Genomic DNA, 17,199 nt, shown 5'->3' with positions numbered 1-17,199 from the left:
TGTAAATAATTATGATTGTTTGATAAGCCATCAAAGCTTAACTAATATGAGCAAAAATAAGGTTAAAATTTATCAAACAAAAGAAATTACTACATTAGCAACCATGAAGTATTTTAAATTACCTTTCTTACTAGTTTGGAGAATTTGGTTTTACATTTTAATGTTTAGTACAATAATTATAATGCTGCCATTTTTATTAGTGTTAACTTCTGATGAAAAATACTACCCTACTTTTTGGAAAATGGTCAGAGCTTGGTCTTTTCTTTTAATTTATGGTATGGGCTTTCGCCTAAAAATAAAGAAAGAACAAAAGATAGAAAAAAACAAAAGCTATATGTTTATAGCTAATCATGCATCATTATTAGACCCATGGGTTATGATCGCTTTAAGCAAAAATCCAATTGTTTTTGTAGGAAAAAAAGAACTTGTTAAAATACCTGTTTTTGGTTTCTTTTATAGAAAAGTAGTTATCATGGTTGATAGAGGCTCAGAAAAAAGTAGAAAAAGAGTTTATGAAATGGCTAAAAAAAGACTTAAAAACGGAACTAGTGTTGGTATTTTTCCCGAAGGTTTAGTACCCGAAGAAGATATAATATTAGCACCTTTTAAAAACGGTGCTTTTAGCTTAGCAATTGAACATCAAATACCTATAGTTCCTCAAGTTTACTATGACTGTAAACGTTTTTTCTCTTGGAATATTTTTAAAGGAAGACCCGGTACTTTTAGAGTTAAACAATGTAACTTCATTGAAACAAAAGGATTAAAAATTGAAGAAAGAAAAAAGCTAAAACAAAAAGTATTTACTCTGACTTATAATGAATTAAAAAATGATAAGTTATATATGAAAGACACTAACAAATTAAATAATGAGTGAAAAATTAAATTACCGTTATAGTAAAAAAGAAGAGTGGTTAAATATAGCTACTCATGGTTTAGGATTATTATTAAGCATAATAGCATTTCCTATTTTAATTACTAAATCATTAAATTATACTAATTTTTGGGAATTAATAAGTTTCATCATTTATGGAGTTAGTTTAATCGTTTTATATAGCGCTTCTACCTTTTACCATGCTGCCAAAGATCCTAAAAAGAGAAGAAGGTTAAATATTTTTGATCATGCTGCCATATATATACTAATAGCAGGAAGTTATTCTCCTTTTTGCTTAATTACTCTTCCAAAAGAATTAGGTTGGTATATGTTTGGTTTTGTTTGGCTATTTGCTCTTACTGGAGTTATTTTAAAACTTTTTTTCACTGGTAAATATGATAAATTATCTACTGCACTATATTTATTAATGGGCTGGCAAGTAATTTTTTTCATAAAACCTCTGGCTGCAAGCTTACCAGAAAATGGATTACTCTTTTTAATTTTAGGTGGTGCTTTTTATACAATAGGTGCCATACTGTATTCTATAAAAAAAATAAAATACAATCACGCAATATTTCATGTTTTCGTTCTTTTTGGTAGCATCAGTCATTTTGTAACAATATTTTATTATATTTAAGAACTTTCTTTTCATAAACACCTTATTAGACAAGTTGATTTGTTTAGTTTTTAACGACTAAACAAATAATTAATTAACTATACATCAATTTCTTCCCCCATTCAGAAATTGATATAAGAAGGGCATTATGATGAAAATTATTTTAATTGATGATGAAAAAGATGCATTAGAAGCATTGGAGTGGAAAATTAAAAAATGTATAGTAAATGACGATTTAAATATTGTAAAATGTAGTTCTCCTATTATTGGCGTAAACCTAGTTAAAGAATTAAACCCTGATTTAGTTTTTTTAGATATTCATATGCCAGAAATGGATGGTTTTACTTTCCTTGAAAAATTTCCTGAAAGAAACTTTAGAGTTGTATTTACAACTGCTCATGATGAATATGGCATTAAGGCAGTAAAGGCAAATGCAATTGACTATCTTCTAAAACCTATAGACATTGATGAATTACAACTTACTTTTGTTAAAGTTAGTAAACAATTGCATGAAAAAGCGATTGGGAACAACCTCATCAATAGGATTAATGTTTCTGCTGACAGAAAAGTGTATTTAATAGCTAAAGAAAATGTTATCTATTTAAAATCCGATAAAAGCTACACAACAATTTTTCTAAATACAGGAAAAAAAATTATAGTAACAAAAACATTAAAAGAAGTACAAAAAAAGTTCGACTACCCTGACTTTTACAGAGTTCATAATTCTTATGTAATAAATCTTAATTATGTAACAGAGTACAACAAAGGGGGAAATGAAATAACTTTAAGTAATGGAGTAGTTGTTAGTGTTAGCAGAAGAAAAAAAAATCTTTTAATCGATAAGTTGAGGCTAGACAAATAATGCTGTTAGATATTTCTTCTACATTTTATCAATGGATACGAGGTGGCTTAATTGTTCTTTTTGTATATCATATAATATTCTATGCACAAAACAAGGATAAAATCCATAAGTTTTATAGTGGATATCTCTTTTGCTTAACAGTTTATCTTTTAAGAGATATTTTTGAACATCAATCTGTTCAATACTGCTACCAATACATAAGTTTTTCAATTCAATACATAGGCTATGTCTTTTTTATTTATTTCTGTAGAGAGTTAACAAAAAGCAAAAAAAGATTTCCTAAACTAGATTATGGGGTTTTATTACTATCCAGAACACTTATACTGTTTTCTATCGTACTAATTATAATTGAATTTTTCTACGGATACGAAGCTCAAAAAATGGCAGTTGCTTATTCGTTACCCATAGCCACGCTATTTGCATTTTATGTGTTTTATTTACTATCAAAAATTAAAACAGCTCAAGTTTTATACTTACTCTTAGGTTCTATTTTGTTTTTAGTCTTTGCTAATATTAGTTCTTTAAAGATGATAAAAGGTGATCAGTACTTAATAAATCTCCCTGTTCATAGAATGTTCTATTATTTTGTTGGAGCAATTATTCAAAGCACATTTTTTGCTATTTTAATAGGAACACATTTTAGAAAAATCTTAGAAAAGAAAAGAGAAGTTGAAATAAATCTTCTTAAACAAAGTAATCAAATATCTCAATTAAAAATAATTGCATTAAAAAACCAAATGAACCCTCATTTTTTATTCAACTCTTTAAACTCAATAAACAACTTTGTTATTCAAAATAAAATAGATGAAGCCTCAAATTTTATAACCAAGTTTTCTTTTTTAATAAGAAAAGTTCTTGATGTTACAAACGAAAACGCTATAAGCCTAACTAAAGAACTTGAGATTCTATCAATATATGTGAAACTAGAACAAATGAGATTAAAAAAAGGATTTGAATTTAATGTTTTAATTAATAAAAATATAGATAGCTCAAAACTAAAAGTAGTTCCTTTATTCTTACAACCTTTTATTGAAAACGCCATTTGGCATGGCTTACAATTAGAAGAGAAAGAAAAAAAAATATCACTTGAAATAACAGCTGTAAAAAACCACATAAAAGTATTAATTACTGATAATGGCATAGGAATTAAGAAAAGTAAGAGCATAAAAAACAAACAGATGCACATTAAAGAATCTTACGGAATAAACATTGTGAAAGAAAGAATGGAATTAATGTATGGAAACAAAATTCAAATTCAAATTAAAGATCTTTTAGATGAAGGAAAGAACGGAACTAAAGTTAGCTTAACTTTTCCTAAAACTGACTTATAAAACCAATCAATTTACCAGTTATTGTTAAATACACATGTTTTATTTACGTTTTTCTTCCAGTTGTTTAATAACGAAAAATAACACTATATACTTTTGTAAATTAGAAGTATGAAAAGAAAGGGATTGTGAATTTTTAAGGGGGGCTCACAATTTATTCATGAAAAGACCAAGTTATCTTGGTCTTTTTTTGTTAAAAAAATAAATTAAATATAATATTAAAGTTAATTTATTATTAATTGATAATTTATTACCTATTTTGGTTAGTATTGTATTAATTTAAAATATTTCATAAGTGTAATTTTGAGTAATCAATTAAACAACAACACATTATGAAACAAAAAACTATTTTTTTACCCTTCTTATGCTTATTATTTTTTTACACAACAAAGCTATCTGCACAAGATTGTAAGGTAACCCGAGAAAATCAAAAAGTATTCTTAAAATACCCAAAATCTAAAATAGAATACGACAACTTTAACGTTTTAACTCAAAAAATGGTTAAAGAAAAAAAACACCACAAACACAACAGAGCTGGCGAAACATATACCATACCAGTAGTTGTTCATGTATATGGAGCTGTACAAAATGGAAAAACAGTGACCTATGATAAGGTTAAAGTAGCATTAGATAAACTAAATGACGACTTTAATGGATTAAACGATGACTTTAATTCAATTGACCCAGTTTTTAACGGAAGAAAATCAACTTTAAGTATTCGTTTTGCATTAGCTAAAATAGACCCTAATGGAGGTAGTACTAACGGAGTTGTTTTTCATACAGAAAAATCTGGATACGGAAACGGAGGAGGATATGATGAACAAATAGCCGCTGACGCATGGGACAACTATAAATATATGAATGTATATATAATGGGCGACCTTTACGCTGATGGTAAAACAACTAACTCTGGAGTTGCATGGTATCCTAATACAACAATGTCAGACAACAACACAGCTAGAGTTGTTTACAATGGCCAATATATTCATGGAAATACTAATAAAGAGTTTGCTTCGGTTTTTACTCATGAATTTGGGCATTGGTTAAACTTAATTCACACATTTGAAGGTGGATGTAATGACCCTAATGGAGATTATGTAAGTGATACTCCTAAAGAAGATGAACAATCAGGTGATGATGGCTGTGTAGTTGGTGCAAGTGATTGTGGAAATTTAATAAACTACGAAAACTATATGGGATATGACGCTGCTGCTGGATGCGGAAAAATGTATACTCAAGGACAAGTAAATAGAATGCTTGCAGCATTAGAACACCCAGCTAGAAAACCTTTATGGCAGCCTGCAAATTTAACAGCAACTGGAGTAAATTTAAACGGAAACACTTTAGTTGTAGATACAGCAACTGTTGAAGAAGCTTTAGCAAATAATGGTTCAATAGCGAATGAATCAAGAACTATTACACTACAAGGAGGTACTTTTACTCAAAGTTCTGGAAACTTAAACTTAGGAACTCATTTTGACACAAACTTACCTCAAGGAATCTCAGCGCAAATAACAGTTACCAATAACAATACTCTAAGTGTTAGTTTTACTGGGCAAGCTTCATCACATTCAGTAGCCAACAATACTAACGGAGCAATTACATTTAAAAATGCTGCTATTTCAGGTGGAACCTCATCTTTAAATTCCGACAAAGTAACATTTAATTTTTCTTTCTACGACCCATATAAAGTTGTGTACACAGACAATCAAGACTACACTGCAAACTCAGGTAAAACATGGACATTTTTTAGAATTGAAGGAGCTTCTAATAATAGATTTGGGACCTTTTTTGAAAACAATTCACTTAAACTAGAAACCTATCAAAAAGCTTTAGTTTGCCAATCTGGAACTAGAAATGTAACTCCTATTCAGTCAAACGCAGTAATTGACCAACAAAGCTCATGGGTAGATGGAGGTGCTTATCCTGACTTGCATGTTATTAGAGACGCAAACCATACTACCTGGGACAATCAAACTGCTTATATAGGTTTTCAATTAGAACTTTATCCTGGAAAAACTAATTATGGCTGGTTCAGAGTTAGAGTTAACAACAACGGAACCTCTTATAGTTTGTTAGATTATGCATATAGTACAGAACCTTTTGGCGCTATTAAAGCTGGAAGCAAGGTGTGGGATGGAACCACTGGAGCAACTTGTTCAGACGGTATTCAAAATGGAGACGAAACCGGCATAGATTGTGGTGGTTCATGTGAACCTTGTGCAGTTGTAATAAACTATTGTAACTCTAATGGTAAAAGTGTAAATGATGAATTTATCAGCAAAGTTGAATTAAATACAATTAATAATAGTTCATCAGGATCAAATAACGGGTATGAAGATTATACTGGAAGTATATCAACCTCTCTATCCAAAGAAGGTAATTATTCAATTACCATAACTCCAAGCTGGAGAAGTACAGTATACTCAGAGGGGTATAGTGTTTGGATAGATTACAATCAAAATGGTGATTTTACTGATAGTGGCGAACAAGTTTGGAGTAAAGCTGCTTCAAAAGACACTTCTGTTACAGGTCAATTCACAATACCTACATCTGCTAAATTAGGAAACACAAGAATGAGAGTTTCTATGAAATACAATGGTACTCCAACATCATGTGAATCTTTTAGTTATGGTGAAGTTGAAGATTATAAAATAATTATTAATGGTGATGTAGCTCCAAGTTGTAGTGATGGAATCCAAAATGGTGATGAAACTGGTATTGATTGTGGAGGTAGTTGTGCACCTTGTAGCACAAATAACGATATTGTATATGTTGATATTCCAGATTTAACTGTGAATTCAAGTAATACATGGAAATTTTTCAGAATAGAGACTGGAGATGATACTGGATATGGAGCATGGTACAGTAGTAATTCAGTTAGACTTGTTACTTACAATAAAGACATTGTTTGCGAAGGGAATACCAAAAACGTATCTCTTTTAGCAGAAGGTGTAACCGTTGGCTCTTCTAGTAATTTTGTAGCAGAATCTAATAGTTACGTGGTAAGCTCTAATGATTATTCGACTTCTAATGGAAAAACTGGATTTATAGGTTTTACATTTAAAATAAATGGAAACACTCATTATGGATGGTTTCATATAAATGTAGCTAATGATGGAAAATCATATTCAATAACAGATTATGCATATAACAAAACTGCTAATGGAAATATCACTACAGAAACAAGAGGTAGTGTTGGGCCAAACTACAATGAAAACAGTTTTGATTCTAGCATAACATCTGTCGTACCAAACCCATTTAAAACAGAAGCTAAAATTAACATATCAAACTTCAAAAATCAAGGTGAAATAAAATTAGAGGTTTATGATTTACTAGGAAGATATATTTACGGGAAAGCAATTCCATCATCTTCTAATTCAATTATTATTGATGATACTGTAATTAAAGATAAAGGAATGTATTTATTAAAGATTTTTTCTAATAAACATTCAAAAACGATAAGTGTAATAAAAGAATAACGGGGATAGTTTCTTTTTATTTCAAAACCTGCTTGGCATTCAAGCAGGTTTTTTACCACTTATTAAAAGGTAATTTACTTATATTAGAATTATAGTACTTAACTATTCCTGTTACTTCTTTACCCAGCCAATTAGGCTTTTTAAAGTTTTCATCTTCACTTTTTAACTCAATTTCAGCAACAATAAGTCCTAAATTATCACCTAAAAACTCATCTATCTCATAAGTATGCGCATCTATATCAACTAAAAATCGATACTTTTCAATAATTCCTTCTTCACACAAACTCAATAAGTTTTCAGCTTCACTTTTAGTTATTTCTTTCTCCCATTCAAAACGAGTAGTGCCACTTTTATTTGAAGGTCCTTTTATTGTTAAAAACCCAAGATCATCTTTTATCCTAACTCTAACCACCCGGTGTTTATCAGAATTTAAAAATCCTTGTTTTATATAATTCTTCTTACGTGCTATAAATTTATAATCATCAGAAGCAACCAAAAACTTACGCTCTATTTCTAAAACCATAAAAATTGAAATCAAATTTGTACGAATGTACCTTTTTTTATCGTTAATAATAAATATCTTTGAGTTCTATTATGAAGAAAATAACACTGTTTTTTCTATTATTTATAAGCGTTAAGCTAATTTCTCAAACTGATTACAGTAATCAATGGGAGGATTTATTTTCATACACTAATGTAAAAGATTTTATAAAATCTGGAATATTAATTTATGCAGTAACTGACAATGCTGTATTTGTATATAATACTCAAACGAAAGAAATTAATAAAATATCTTCAGTTCAAGGATTATCAGGAGGAACTACCTCTACAATATATTATAATGAAACCTTTAAAAGATTAGTAGTAGGTTATGAAGATGGTTTACTACAAATAATTGACGAAAAAGGGAAAATCACAACATCTCCAGAAATAACAAATTTTAATCAAACAGGAGAAAAACGAATAAATCACATATACGAATACAACAACAAACTATACCTCTCTACTTCATTTGCTATTGTTGTATACGATATTGAAAACTTAGAATTTGGAGACACTTACTTTATTGGAGCTGGGTCATCTGATGAAAAAATAAATCAAATAGCCGTTTTTGACAATAGAATTTACGCTGCCACTTCAAGTGGAATTTACATTGCTAATGCCAATAACCCTAATTTAATTGACTTTAACAATTGGACATTAAGATTTCCTGGCAATTATACCAATATTACTGTATTTAACAACCAGCTATTGGCATCTAGAAATAATGAATTGATATTAGTACAAGGACCAACTATTTCTACCCTGAGAACTTTTAGTGAAGAAATTCAAGGTTTAAAAAGCTCAACAAGTAGTTTATCAGTAGCTCTAAAAACAAGTGCAGTAATTTTAGACAAAAGATTAACTCAAATTACACAAGTAAACCAAACTAGTAGTTTCAGTTTTAATTTACATGAAGCGTTAGAAGAAAATAATGATATTTATTTGGCAACTAATAAATATGGAATTTTAAAAACAACTACTACCTCGACAACTACCCTAGAAGAAATACATCCTAATGGACCATTATTAAATGATATTTTTTCAATTGAAGCCCACAACAATAATTTATGGGTTGTATACGGAGGATATGATGCTGCCTATACTCCATTACAAAAAAGAAATGGTTTTTCTCATTTTAATGGTAAAGACTGGCTAAATACGCCTTTCAACCCTAGTTTTCCTTTAGGTGATTTAACATCTATAAGCATTGACAAAACAAAAGATAACTCAGTATTTATTAGCTCTTATGGTGATATATCAGGAACTCAAATAAACACTCCTTTAACTGGAGGTTTGCTACATGTTGAGGATGACAATATAAAAACTTTCTTCAATCAACTAAATAGCCCTTTAGAAGACATAGAAAAAAGTTTACCAAATAGAGTTACCATAAGAATTGGTGGAACAGCATTTGACAATCAAGGAAATTTATGGGTTACTAACCTAGGAGCTTCAAAAAGATTAAAAAAACTATCCCAAACTGGGCAATGGACTAATTTTGATATTCAATCTATAGTTACCCTAAATAATAAGTTAGGAATGAATGAAGTTGTTATTGATAAAACCAATACCGTTTGGATAGGTACGCGTAGAAATGGTGTTTATGCTTTTAATGAAACTGGAGATAGAAAAAAAGCGCTAACTACTGAAGCTACTAAAGGAAGTTTACCAAATTTAAATGTACGTACAGTTGCTGTAGATAGAAATAACAGAATTTGGCTAGGAACTTTAACAGGCTTAGTTGTATTCACAAATGCTTCTGGAATTTTTGATAGCACTATAAATGATGCAGCTCCAATCATTATTTTAGATGAAGGTATTCCTAAAAAATTACTAGGTGATCAAACCATTAATTCTATTAAAGTTGATGGAGCAGATAATAAATGGTTTGGAACTGAAGCTGGAGGTGTTTTATACACAAACCCTAGTGGACAAAAAACTTTAGCCAAATTTAATAAAGACAACTCTCCTTTACCTTCAAATAAAATTATAAAAATTAGTGTAGATAACACTACAGGGAAAGTATATTTTGCTACAAACAAAGGTATGGTTGCTTATAACAGTAAGGTATCTCCTTTTGGTGAAGAATTAGGAGAAGTATATGCCTATCCTAATCCTGTATTAAAAAACCATGACATCGTAACCATTGATGGCCGTAACGGATCTCATTTACCTAAAGGTACTAATGTAAAAATCTTAGATGTTGCTGGAAATTTAGTATATGAAACAAATGTGATAGAAGGACAACAATTAAAAGGAGGTAAAGTAACCTGGAATAAACGAAATTTAGCTGGAGTTAGAGTAGCCTCTGGAGTATATATTGTATTACTATCTACAGATGATAATTCAGAAACGTCTTCTACAAAAATTGCAATTATAAACTAATGTCAGTTATATCCACAAGAGCAATAGTTTTCAATACTATTAAATATGGAGATACCAGTTTAATTGTTAAATGTTTTACCCTTGAAGAAGGAGTCAAATCTTATATGATTAAAGGGGTTCTAAAATCTAAAAAAGGAAAATTAAAAACTGCCTATTTCCAGCCATTAACCCAATTACAAATAGTAGCCAATCACAATAATAAAAACACCCTCAACTCAATTAAAGAAGCACAAGTTGTGTTTCCATATAATACTATACATACTTCTATCATAAAACAATCTATCATTTTATTCTTATCAGAAGTATTATCAAATATCGTACAAGAAGAAGAAAAAAACGACGCTTTATATACCTATATAGAAACTGCTATAATTTGGCTTGATACACATACTGATGTAGCTAATTTCCATTTACTTTTTTTACTTAACTTATCTAAATTTTTAGGATTTTACCCAGAAACATCTCAATCTAATAAAGAGGCCTTTAGCTTAACTGAAGGTAGTTTTACAGATAGTACTTATGAAAAATTAACACTTACTGGCAAAGAATTAACACTCTTTAAAAAACTATTAGGCATAAATTTTGATGCAATTAATAGTATATCTTTCAATAAAAACGAAAGACAAGCTATCCTTCGAATTATAATTCAATATTTTGAACTACATTTGGAAGGATTTAGAAAACCAAAATCGTTAGATATTTTAGAAACTGTGTTTAGTTGATCATGAAGCAAGTAATAGTAGTACTTTTCTTAATAATAATCACCCCTATATTTTCACAAACATTAACCGTTATTGATGCCGAAACTGGTAAACCAATCGACGCTGTTGCTGTTTTTAATAAAGAAAAAACTAAATCGTCAATTAGTAATGAAGACGGTGTTCTAAATATTTCAAATTTTTCCACAAATGAAATACTTGTTTTTTCACACGTAGCCTATGCTGAATATCAAGTAAAAAAAGCTACTTTAAAATTAAATAACTATCAAGTATATCTATCTAAAGAATCTGAACAGTTAGATGAAGTTGTTTTATCCGTTTTTAAAAACAGTGAAAAAACAAATAGAATTGCTGAGCAAATAGCAGTTATAACCTCTAAAGATATAGCTAAAGTTTCTCCTCAAACATCAGCTGATTTATTAGCCAATGTTCCTGGTATAAAAGTGCAAAAATCTCAATTCGGTGGTGGTAGCCCAGTATTAAGAGGAATGGAGAGTAATCGTGTATTATTAGTTGTAGATGGAGTACGAATGAATAATGCAATTTATAGAAAAGGACATTTACAAAACGCTATTACTGTTTCTCCTAATTTATTAGACAGAACCGAAGTTGTTTTTGGACCTTCATCAGTAATTTATGGTTCAGATGCCTTAGGTGGAGTTATTCATTACTATACCAAAACACCTAAACTATCAGACAAAAACCAAGTTAAAAACTCTTTATTTTCACGTTACAGCACAGTAAATCACGAAACAACGAATACTATATCTACTGAATTACAATTCAAAAATTGGGCATCTTTTACTAGTGTTTCACATAGTAATTTTGATGATTTGACCATGGGGAAAAATCGTTCTCACGGATTTGAAGACTGGGGGAAAGTTCCATTTTATTCTGATAACTTAAATGGAAATTACAATGAGAATCCAATTGCAAACACTAATCAAAACTTACAAAAAAATACAGGATATAATCAAACAGATATCCTTCAAAAATTTTATGTTCCGTTATCAAAAAAAACTGATTTAAAATTAAACTTACAATATTCTACCTCATCTGATGTACCTCGCTTTGATAAGTTAATGGAATTAAAATCTGGAAACTTAAAATTTGCTGAATGGTATTATGGACCTCAACAACGTTTATTAATTTCTCCTCAACTAGAGATTAACCCAAATAAAAAATGGCTTAACAAAGGAGTTTTTACTCTTGCTTATCAAAATATAAAAGAAAGTAGAATCCTACGAAAATTTGGAAGTCTTGACAGATCTTATAGAGAAGAAACTGTAAATGTTTATAGTTTTAATGGAGACTTTACTGTTCCTTTGGCAAAACAACGCAATTTAGGATATGGGTTTGAGGTTGCCTATAACGATGTTGGATCTAACTCTTATGGTAAAACTTTAAATATAGTAAATGGAGAAATTAATGGCTTCAACGGTTATTTTGGTGTACAATCTCGCTACGCTGATGGAGGAAGTAGCTATTTAAGTTCAGCTTTATATATTGATTATCGACAAGATGTTACAAGTAAATCTACCTTAAACACAGGAATTCGTTTAACAAACACTAATTTAACTGCCAAATGGGTAGACGAACAATTTATCAAATTACCTGATAATGATATTAGTGTAAATAATACAGCTTTAACTGCTACCATAGGTTATGTATATAAACCTAGCAAAACATGGCAATTAAACACTGTAATATCTTCTGGTTTTCGTTCACCAAACATTGATGATGTAGGAAAAGTAAGAGAAAAAAGCGGAAAAATAACTGTTCCTAATATTAATTTGAAACCTGAACACGCTTATAATGCAGAAATTGGTGTTCAAAAGTATTTTAACAATCGTAAATTTAGAATAGGTGCAAATGTGTATTATACCTTATTACGTAACTATATATACAGAGAAGCTTTTCAACTAAATGGAAAATCAACAATTCAGTTTGATGGAGAAGACGGTGATATTGTAGCCAATGTAAATAAAGGCAATGCTTATATAACTGGATTTACTGTAAGCTATCAAGGAAAACTTCACAACAACTGGAAAACTTCTGGATTTATAACGTATACAAAAGGAGAAAGCTACGACTTTAACGAGCCTATGTCTTCAATACCTCCTCTTTTTGGTAATTTCGAAATAAACTACACCAATAAGAAGTTTGAAGGTGGTGCTAACTTACGATTCAATGCTAAAAAAGACATTAAAGATTATAACATTAATGAAGGTATTGATAACCATAATCAAACACCTATAATAAATGCAAGCGCTCAAGAAGATATTGATAAATATTATGGTACACCAAGCTGGATGACTATTGGCTTATATGGTAAATACACATTAAATTCAATTGCATCTATACAAGCAAGCATTAGCAACTTGTTTGATGAACATTATAAAGAATTCGCATCTGGTGTTTCTTCTCCTGGAAGAAACCTTTCAATAGCATTACAATTAAACTTATAAATTAAAAATGATAAACATATTTAAAATAGTTAGTTTTTTAGAAGGAATATCTTACATATTATTACTAGGGCTAGGAATGTATTATAAATATTTTTTAGACGACCCAACGTATGTTAAAATGTTTGGTATGCCACATGGAGTATTGTTTATAGCATATATAATTTTAGCTATTCTATTGAAATACAAATTAAAATGGAGCGGAGTAACTTTTGGTATTGTTTGCTTACTTTCTTTACTTCCTTTTGGAACTTTTTTTGTTGGTAAATATTTGAAAAACTAATTACCCTCCACTTACTGGAGGAATAATAGCTACCACATCATTCTCTTTTAAAACAAGAGAGTCATTTGCGTATTCTTCATTAACAGCTATTGCATAAGAACTTACACTAGCGATTTTTGGAAACTGCTTTAATATTATTTTTTTAAAGCTTTCAATAGAGGTTTCGTTAGGAATTTCTATCTCTATAGAAGAACTGCCCAATAAATCTCTAGCTATACCAAAACTAAGTAATTGAATTTTCATAAAACAAAAATACAAAATATCAATAGCGGAGTATTTTTATAACTAGTATTTTTTCAAAATGCTTAACTCATTTTTAAAAAAGCAACCATTTTATCAGGAAAATCGGTAAAAGCACCATCAATATTTGCTTCATAAAACAATAATTGCATCATTTCTTCAAAAGAAGAGAATTCACTTAATTGATCGGCTCTAAAAGTATAAGGATGTACTTTTAACCCAAACTCATGTGCATCATTAACCAATGATGTAAATTTCCATTTTTCATTTTCTTTTACATCTAAGATCTGTTTATACCAAGGCCCAATTCCATCTGCATACTTTGCATAAGAATATAGTTTTTCTACCTCCTCATCATTTTCTATAAGTTGTACTAAAAACAAATTAGACTGCAAGTCTATTCTAATACGCTCAAGTTCTCTAGCGTCAAAACATTGAAGAATGCACTTATCTTCCTTAGTTTTATACCCATACTCAAAAAGAATATCTACTACTATTCTAGCAATATCTTTTTGATTTTCATAGTGAAATTCAGGGTTTTTAATTTCAGGATAAATCCCAATACTATTTCCTGTACTGTAATTCAACCCTTGAATTAATTCAATTTCTTGCTGAAAAGAATGAAGTTTAAAATTACTTTTCCCTTTTGGAAAACGTTTCGGGTAAAACTGCTTTCCACTTTTTGGATTAAAACGTTCTGTTACTTTTAAACATTGAAGCTCATCAAAAGTAAAATCAACAACATAATATCTGCCATCTTTCCGTTTTCTATTTGAATAAACAGAGGCTACATTAGTAACATCGTCTAAATAAATATCATGAATTACAATTGGAACATCATCTTTACTAAGTACTAAATCTTGCTCAATAAAATCAGGTTTCATAGCATAGGCCATAGCCTTAGCTTCCATGGTATGTTCTGGTAAATACCCTGAGGCTCCTCTATGCGCAATAACAAGTTTTGAATTCACTATTATAATTTATTAAAATTGCTGTGAAAAGATAAAAAGGAATACTGAAAAGTAAAACCTTTTTCATAATAAAATCCAAAAAAGTTAGCTTACTTTTTTTAGGTCTACTATTCATAAAAATCAGTAAATTTGTAGGTACAAAAACTAACAAAACAAGCTGTAATTTTACTATAGCTTTATTAAATTCATACATCATGATGAAAACTATTCATTCTTATTGGGCATATATTGTATTAGCAGTATTAATTTATACAGTAGTAAACGCTATTATAGGAATAATCCAGAAAAAAGAATTTACACACAAAGAATTCCGTTTAGGTTTATTCACATTAATAACAACTCATATCCAATTAATTATAGGATTAGGCTGGTATTTTATGTCACCTTGGTTTAAAGCATTAAAATCTAACGGAGGAGAAGTTATGAAAGATTCTGGAGCAAGATTATTAGCAATTGAACATCCACTTACTATGATTATCGCTATTGTTTTAATTACAATGGGATGGTCAAAACATAAGAAACGCGTTAAAAGTGAAGCTAAATTTAAAAGTTTTGCTATCTTTTATGGTATCGCACTTTTACTTATATTATCAAGAATTCCATGGAGTAATTGGTTTTAAAACAAATAAATAGTCCCGCTTTCGCGGGATTTTTTATTTTTGCACTTTATAAAAATAAAACAATGAAATTTTTAAGCTACATACTATCATCTATTTTTGGGCTAGTATTCTTTTCTTTATTATTAATATTTCATCCTTTACAATGGTTAGGACTTAAACTTTTTGGTCAAAACGGTCACCAAAAAGTAGTTGATATTATGAATTGGTTTTTAATAAAATCACTTTTATTACTAGGAATCAGAACTAAAGTTGAAAACAAACATGAACTACCTGAAAACACAAGTTTAATTTTTGTAGCGAATCATCAAAGTACTTTTGACATACCACCAATTATATGGCATTTTAGAAAACACTGGCCTAAATTTGTTGCAAAAAAAGAACTTGGAAAAGGAATACCAAGTATCTCTTTTAACTTAAAGCATGGAGGTGCGGCATTGATTGACAGAAAAGACGGAAAACAGGCTATTGTTGAATTAGCTAAATTTGCAAAACAAATAAATAAAAATAAATGGTCGGCAGTAATATTTCCAGAAGGTACAAGAAGTAAAACCGGGAAACCAAAAAGCTTTGCGCCTAACGGGCTAAAAATGCTTACTAAATACAACAAAGAGTCGTACGTTGTACCTTTAACAATTAACAACTCGTGGAAGGTTTTTAAATATGGGAAATTCCCTTTAGGAATTGGAAGTCCTATTAAAATAACCACTCACAAACCAATAAAAGTAAGTAGCCTTCCGTTTGATGAATTATTAGAAAGTGTAGAAACGACTATTAAAGCATCAATTCAATAAGAACAAACAACAATAAAATAAATATAATGTCAATACAAAACATACGAAAAGAAGTAATGCAAACGCTGGAAAAAAACATTGACAGTTTTGTAGACAAATTTTTAGTACCTATAGAAAAGATTTGGCAGCCAACCGATTTTTTACCTAATTCACAAAAAGATACTTTTATTGATGAGGTTAAAGAAATTCAAGAGATTTCAAAAGAATTAGATGATGATTTTTGGGTTGTATTAGTAGGAGATACTATTACAGAAGAAGCTTTACCTACTTATGAATCTTGGTTACTTGATTTAGATGGTATAACGCAACAACCTGACAATGGATGGGCTAAATGGATACGTGCATGGACAGCTGAAGAAAATCGCCATGGAGATGTACTTAATAAATACCTATATTTATCAGGACGTGTAAATATGCGTGAAGTTGAAATCACGACACAGCACCTAATTTCTGACGGATTTGATATTGGTACAGCTACTGATCCTTATAAAAACTTTGTGTATACAAGTTTTCAAGAATTAGCTACCTACATTTCTCATTTAAACGTAGCTAAAATAGCTAAGAAAAAAGGGCATAAAGCTTTAGCTAAAATGTCAAAAATTATTGCTGGTGATGAAATGCGTCATCACTTAGCCTATTCTGAATTTGTAAAAGAAATTTTTAAAATAGATCCTAGTGAAATGATGTTAGCATTTCAACAAATGATGAAACATAAAATAGTAATGCCTGCTATGCACTTACGTGAATCATTTGGCTCAAAAGGTAGTTTATTTGATGATTTCTCAACAGTAGCTCAACGTGTAGGAGTATACACAGGTTTTGACTATGTTGATATTTTAAAGAAGTTAAACACTACGTGGGAAATTGATAAAATAACCAACCTAACTCCTGAAGCAGAAAAAGCAAGAGATTATTTAATGAAGTTACCAGACAGAATGTATAGAATCACGGAACGTATTGTAGTTCCGGATACTAAATTCAATTTTAAATGGATGATTCCATCATAAAAACAAAAAGGTCAGA

Annotated in this window: 15 protein-coding genes; 12 read left to right on the top strand and 3 right to left on the bottom strand. The window is 29.8% G+C overall.

Features of this window, described 5'->3' with window-relative positions; all coding sequences use genetic code 11:
• Window positions 1-46: 46 nt before the first annotated feature.
• The 5 genes from ACKTTQ_RS06550 to ACKTTQ_RS06530 all read left to right on the top strand — a co-directional run bounded on the left by ACKTTQ_RS06550 (window position 47) and on the right by ACKTTQ_RS06530 (window position 7,159).
• Complete coding sequence (locus tag ACKTTQ_RS06550; protein WP_233487132.1) at window positions 47-874, top strand: lysophospholipid acyltransferase family protein; 828 nt, start codon at window positions 47-49, stop codon at window positions 872-874.
• Window positions 867-1,508: a PAQR family membrane homeostasis protein TrhA gene (gene trhA, locus ACKTTQ_RS06545; protein ID WP_113786459.1), complete on the top strand. Its 642-nt coding sequence runs from the start codon at window positions 867-869 to the stop codon at window positions 1,506-1,508. The genes ACKTTQ_RS06550 and trhA overlap by 8 nt, the downstream gene beginning before the upstream one ends.
• 127 nt (window positions 1,509-1,635) lie before the next feature.
• Window positions 1,636-2,349 (top strand): LytR/AlgR family response regulator transcription factor, encoded by a 714-nt coding sequence (locus tag ACKTTQ_RS06540; protein WP_093869292.1) that lies wholly within the window; start codon window positions 1,636-1,638, stop codon window positions 2,347-2,349.
• On the top strand, window positions 2,349-3,680 hold the full coding sequence (locus ACKTTQ_RS06535; RefSeq protein WP_093869293.1) for a sensor histidine kinase: 1,332 nt from the start codon (window positions 2,349-2,351) through the stop codon (window positions 3,678-3,680). The genes ACKTTQ_RS06540 and ACKTTQ_RS06535 overlap by 1 nt, the downstream gene beginning before the upstream one ends.
• A gap of 329 nt (window positions 3,681-4,009) precedes the next feature.
• Window positions 4,010-7,159, top strand: coding sequence for a M43 family zinc metalloprotease (locus tag ACKTTQ_RS06530; RefSeq protein WP_408048720.1), 3,150 nt, complete (start codon window positions 4,010-4,012; stop codon window positions 7,157-7,159).
• Between the two features lie 52 nt (window positions 7,160-7,211).
• Here ACKTTQ_RS06530 and ACKTTQ_RS06525 read toward each other — a convergent pair whose 3' ends face one another.
• Window positions 7,212-7,682 (bottom strand): CYTH domain-containing protein, encoded by a 471-nt coding sequence (locus ACKTTQ_RS06525; RefSeq protein WP_093869295.1) that lies wholly within the window; start codon window positions 7,680-7,682, stop codon window positions 7,212-7,214.
• A 71-nt stretch (window positions 7,683-7,753) separates the two neighbouring features.
• Here ACKTTQ_RS06525 and porZ point away from each other — a divergent pair, with 71 nt between their 5' ends.
• The 4 genes from porZ to ACKTTQ_RS06505 are packed head-to-tail and all read left to right on the top strand — an operon-like array spanning window position 7,754 to window position 13,554.
• Window positions 7,754-10,087: a type IX secretion system anionic LPS delivery protein PorZ gene (gene porZ, locus ACKTTQ_RS06520; protein ID WP_408048719.1), complete on the top strand. Its 2,334-nt coding sequence runs from the start codon at window positions 7,754-7,756 to the stop codon at window positions 10,085-10,087.
• A complete protein-coding gene (gene recO, locus ACKTTQ_RS06515; RefSeq protein WP_113786454.1) occupies window positions 10,087-10,809 on the top strand; it encodes a DNA repair protein RecO in 723 nt (240 codons plus the stop codon). The genes porZ and recO overlap by 1 nt, the downstream gene beginning before the upstream one ends.
• Before the next feature lie 2 nt (window positions 10,810-10,811).
• Window positions 10,812-13,274, top strand: coding sequence for a TonB-dependent receptor (locus ACKTTQ_RS06510; protein WP_408048718.1), 2,463 nt, complete (start codon window positions 10,812-10,814; stop codon window positions 13,272-13,274).
• A 7-nt stretch (window positions 13,275-13,281) separates the two neighbouring features.
• A complete protein-coding gene (locus ACKTTQ_RS06505) occupies window positions 13,282-13,554 on the top strand; it encodes a DUF3817 domain-containing protein (RefSeq protein WP_093869299.1) in 273 nt (90 codons plus the stop codon).
• Here ACKTTQ_RS06505 and ACKTTQ_RS06500 read toward each other — a convergent pair whose 3' ends face one another.
• Both ACKTTQ_RS06500 and glpQ read right to left on the bottom strand, forming a co-directional pair.
• Entirely contained in the window at window positions 13,555-13,797 is a 243-nt protein-coding gene (locus ACKTTQ_RS06500; RefSeq protein WP_093869300.1) for a MoaD/ThiS family protein, read from the bottom strand.
• A gap of 62 nt (window positions 13,798-13,859) precedes the next feature.
• Window positions 13,860-14,765: a glycerophosphodiester phosphodiesterase gene (gene glpQ, locus ACKTTQ_RS06495; protein ID WP_299132247.1), complete on the bottom strand. Its 906-nt coding sequence runs from the start codon at window positions 14,763-14,765 to the stop codon at window positions 13,860-13,862.
• 197 nt (window positions 14,766-14,962) lie between these two features.
• Here glpQ and ACKTTQ_RS06490 point away from each other — a divergent pair, with 197 nt between their 5' ends.
• From ACKTTQ_RS06490 to ACKTTQ_RS06480, 3 genes are all read left to right on the top strand, one after another.
• Complete coding sequence (locus ACKTTQ_RS06490; protein WP_093871952.1) at window positions 14,963-15,385, top strand: hypothetical protein; 423 nt, start codon at window positions 14,963-14,965, stop codon at window positions 15,383-15,385.
• 62 nt (window positions 15,386-15,447) lie between these two features.
• Complete coding sequence (locus tag ACKTTQ_RS06485; RefSeq protein WP_093871953.1) at window positions 15,448-16,176, top strand: lysophospholipid acyltransferase family protein; 729 nt, start codon at window positions 15,448-15,450, stop codon at window positions 16,174-16,176.
• A 26-nt stretch (window positions 16,177-16,202) separates the two neighbouring features.
• Window positions 16,203-17,183: an acyl-ACP desaturase gene (locus tag ACKTTQ_RS06480; protein WP_408048717.1), complete on the top strand. Its 981-nt coding sequence runs from the start codon at window positions 16,203-16,205 to the stop codon at window positions 17,181-17,183.
• Window positions 17,184-17,199 lie beyond the last annotated feature (16 nt).

Origin of the sequence: Tenacibaculum halocynthiae (assembly GCF_964512825.1) — a bacterium.
In the GTDB taxonomy this organism is placed as follows: domain Bacteria; phylum Bacteroidota; class Bacteroidia; order Flavobacteriales; family Flavobacteriaceae; genus Polaribacter; species Polaribacter halocynthiae.
This window is presented reverse-complemented; position numbering and strand designations above follow the sequence as displayed.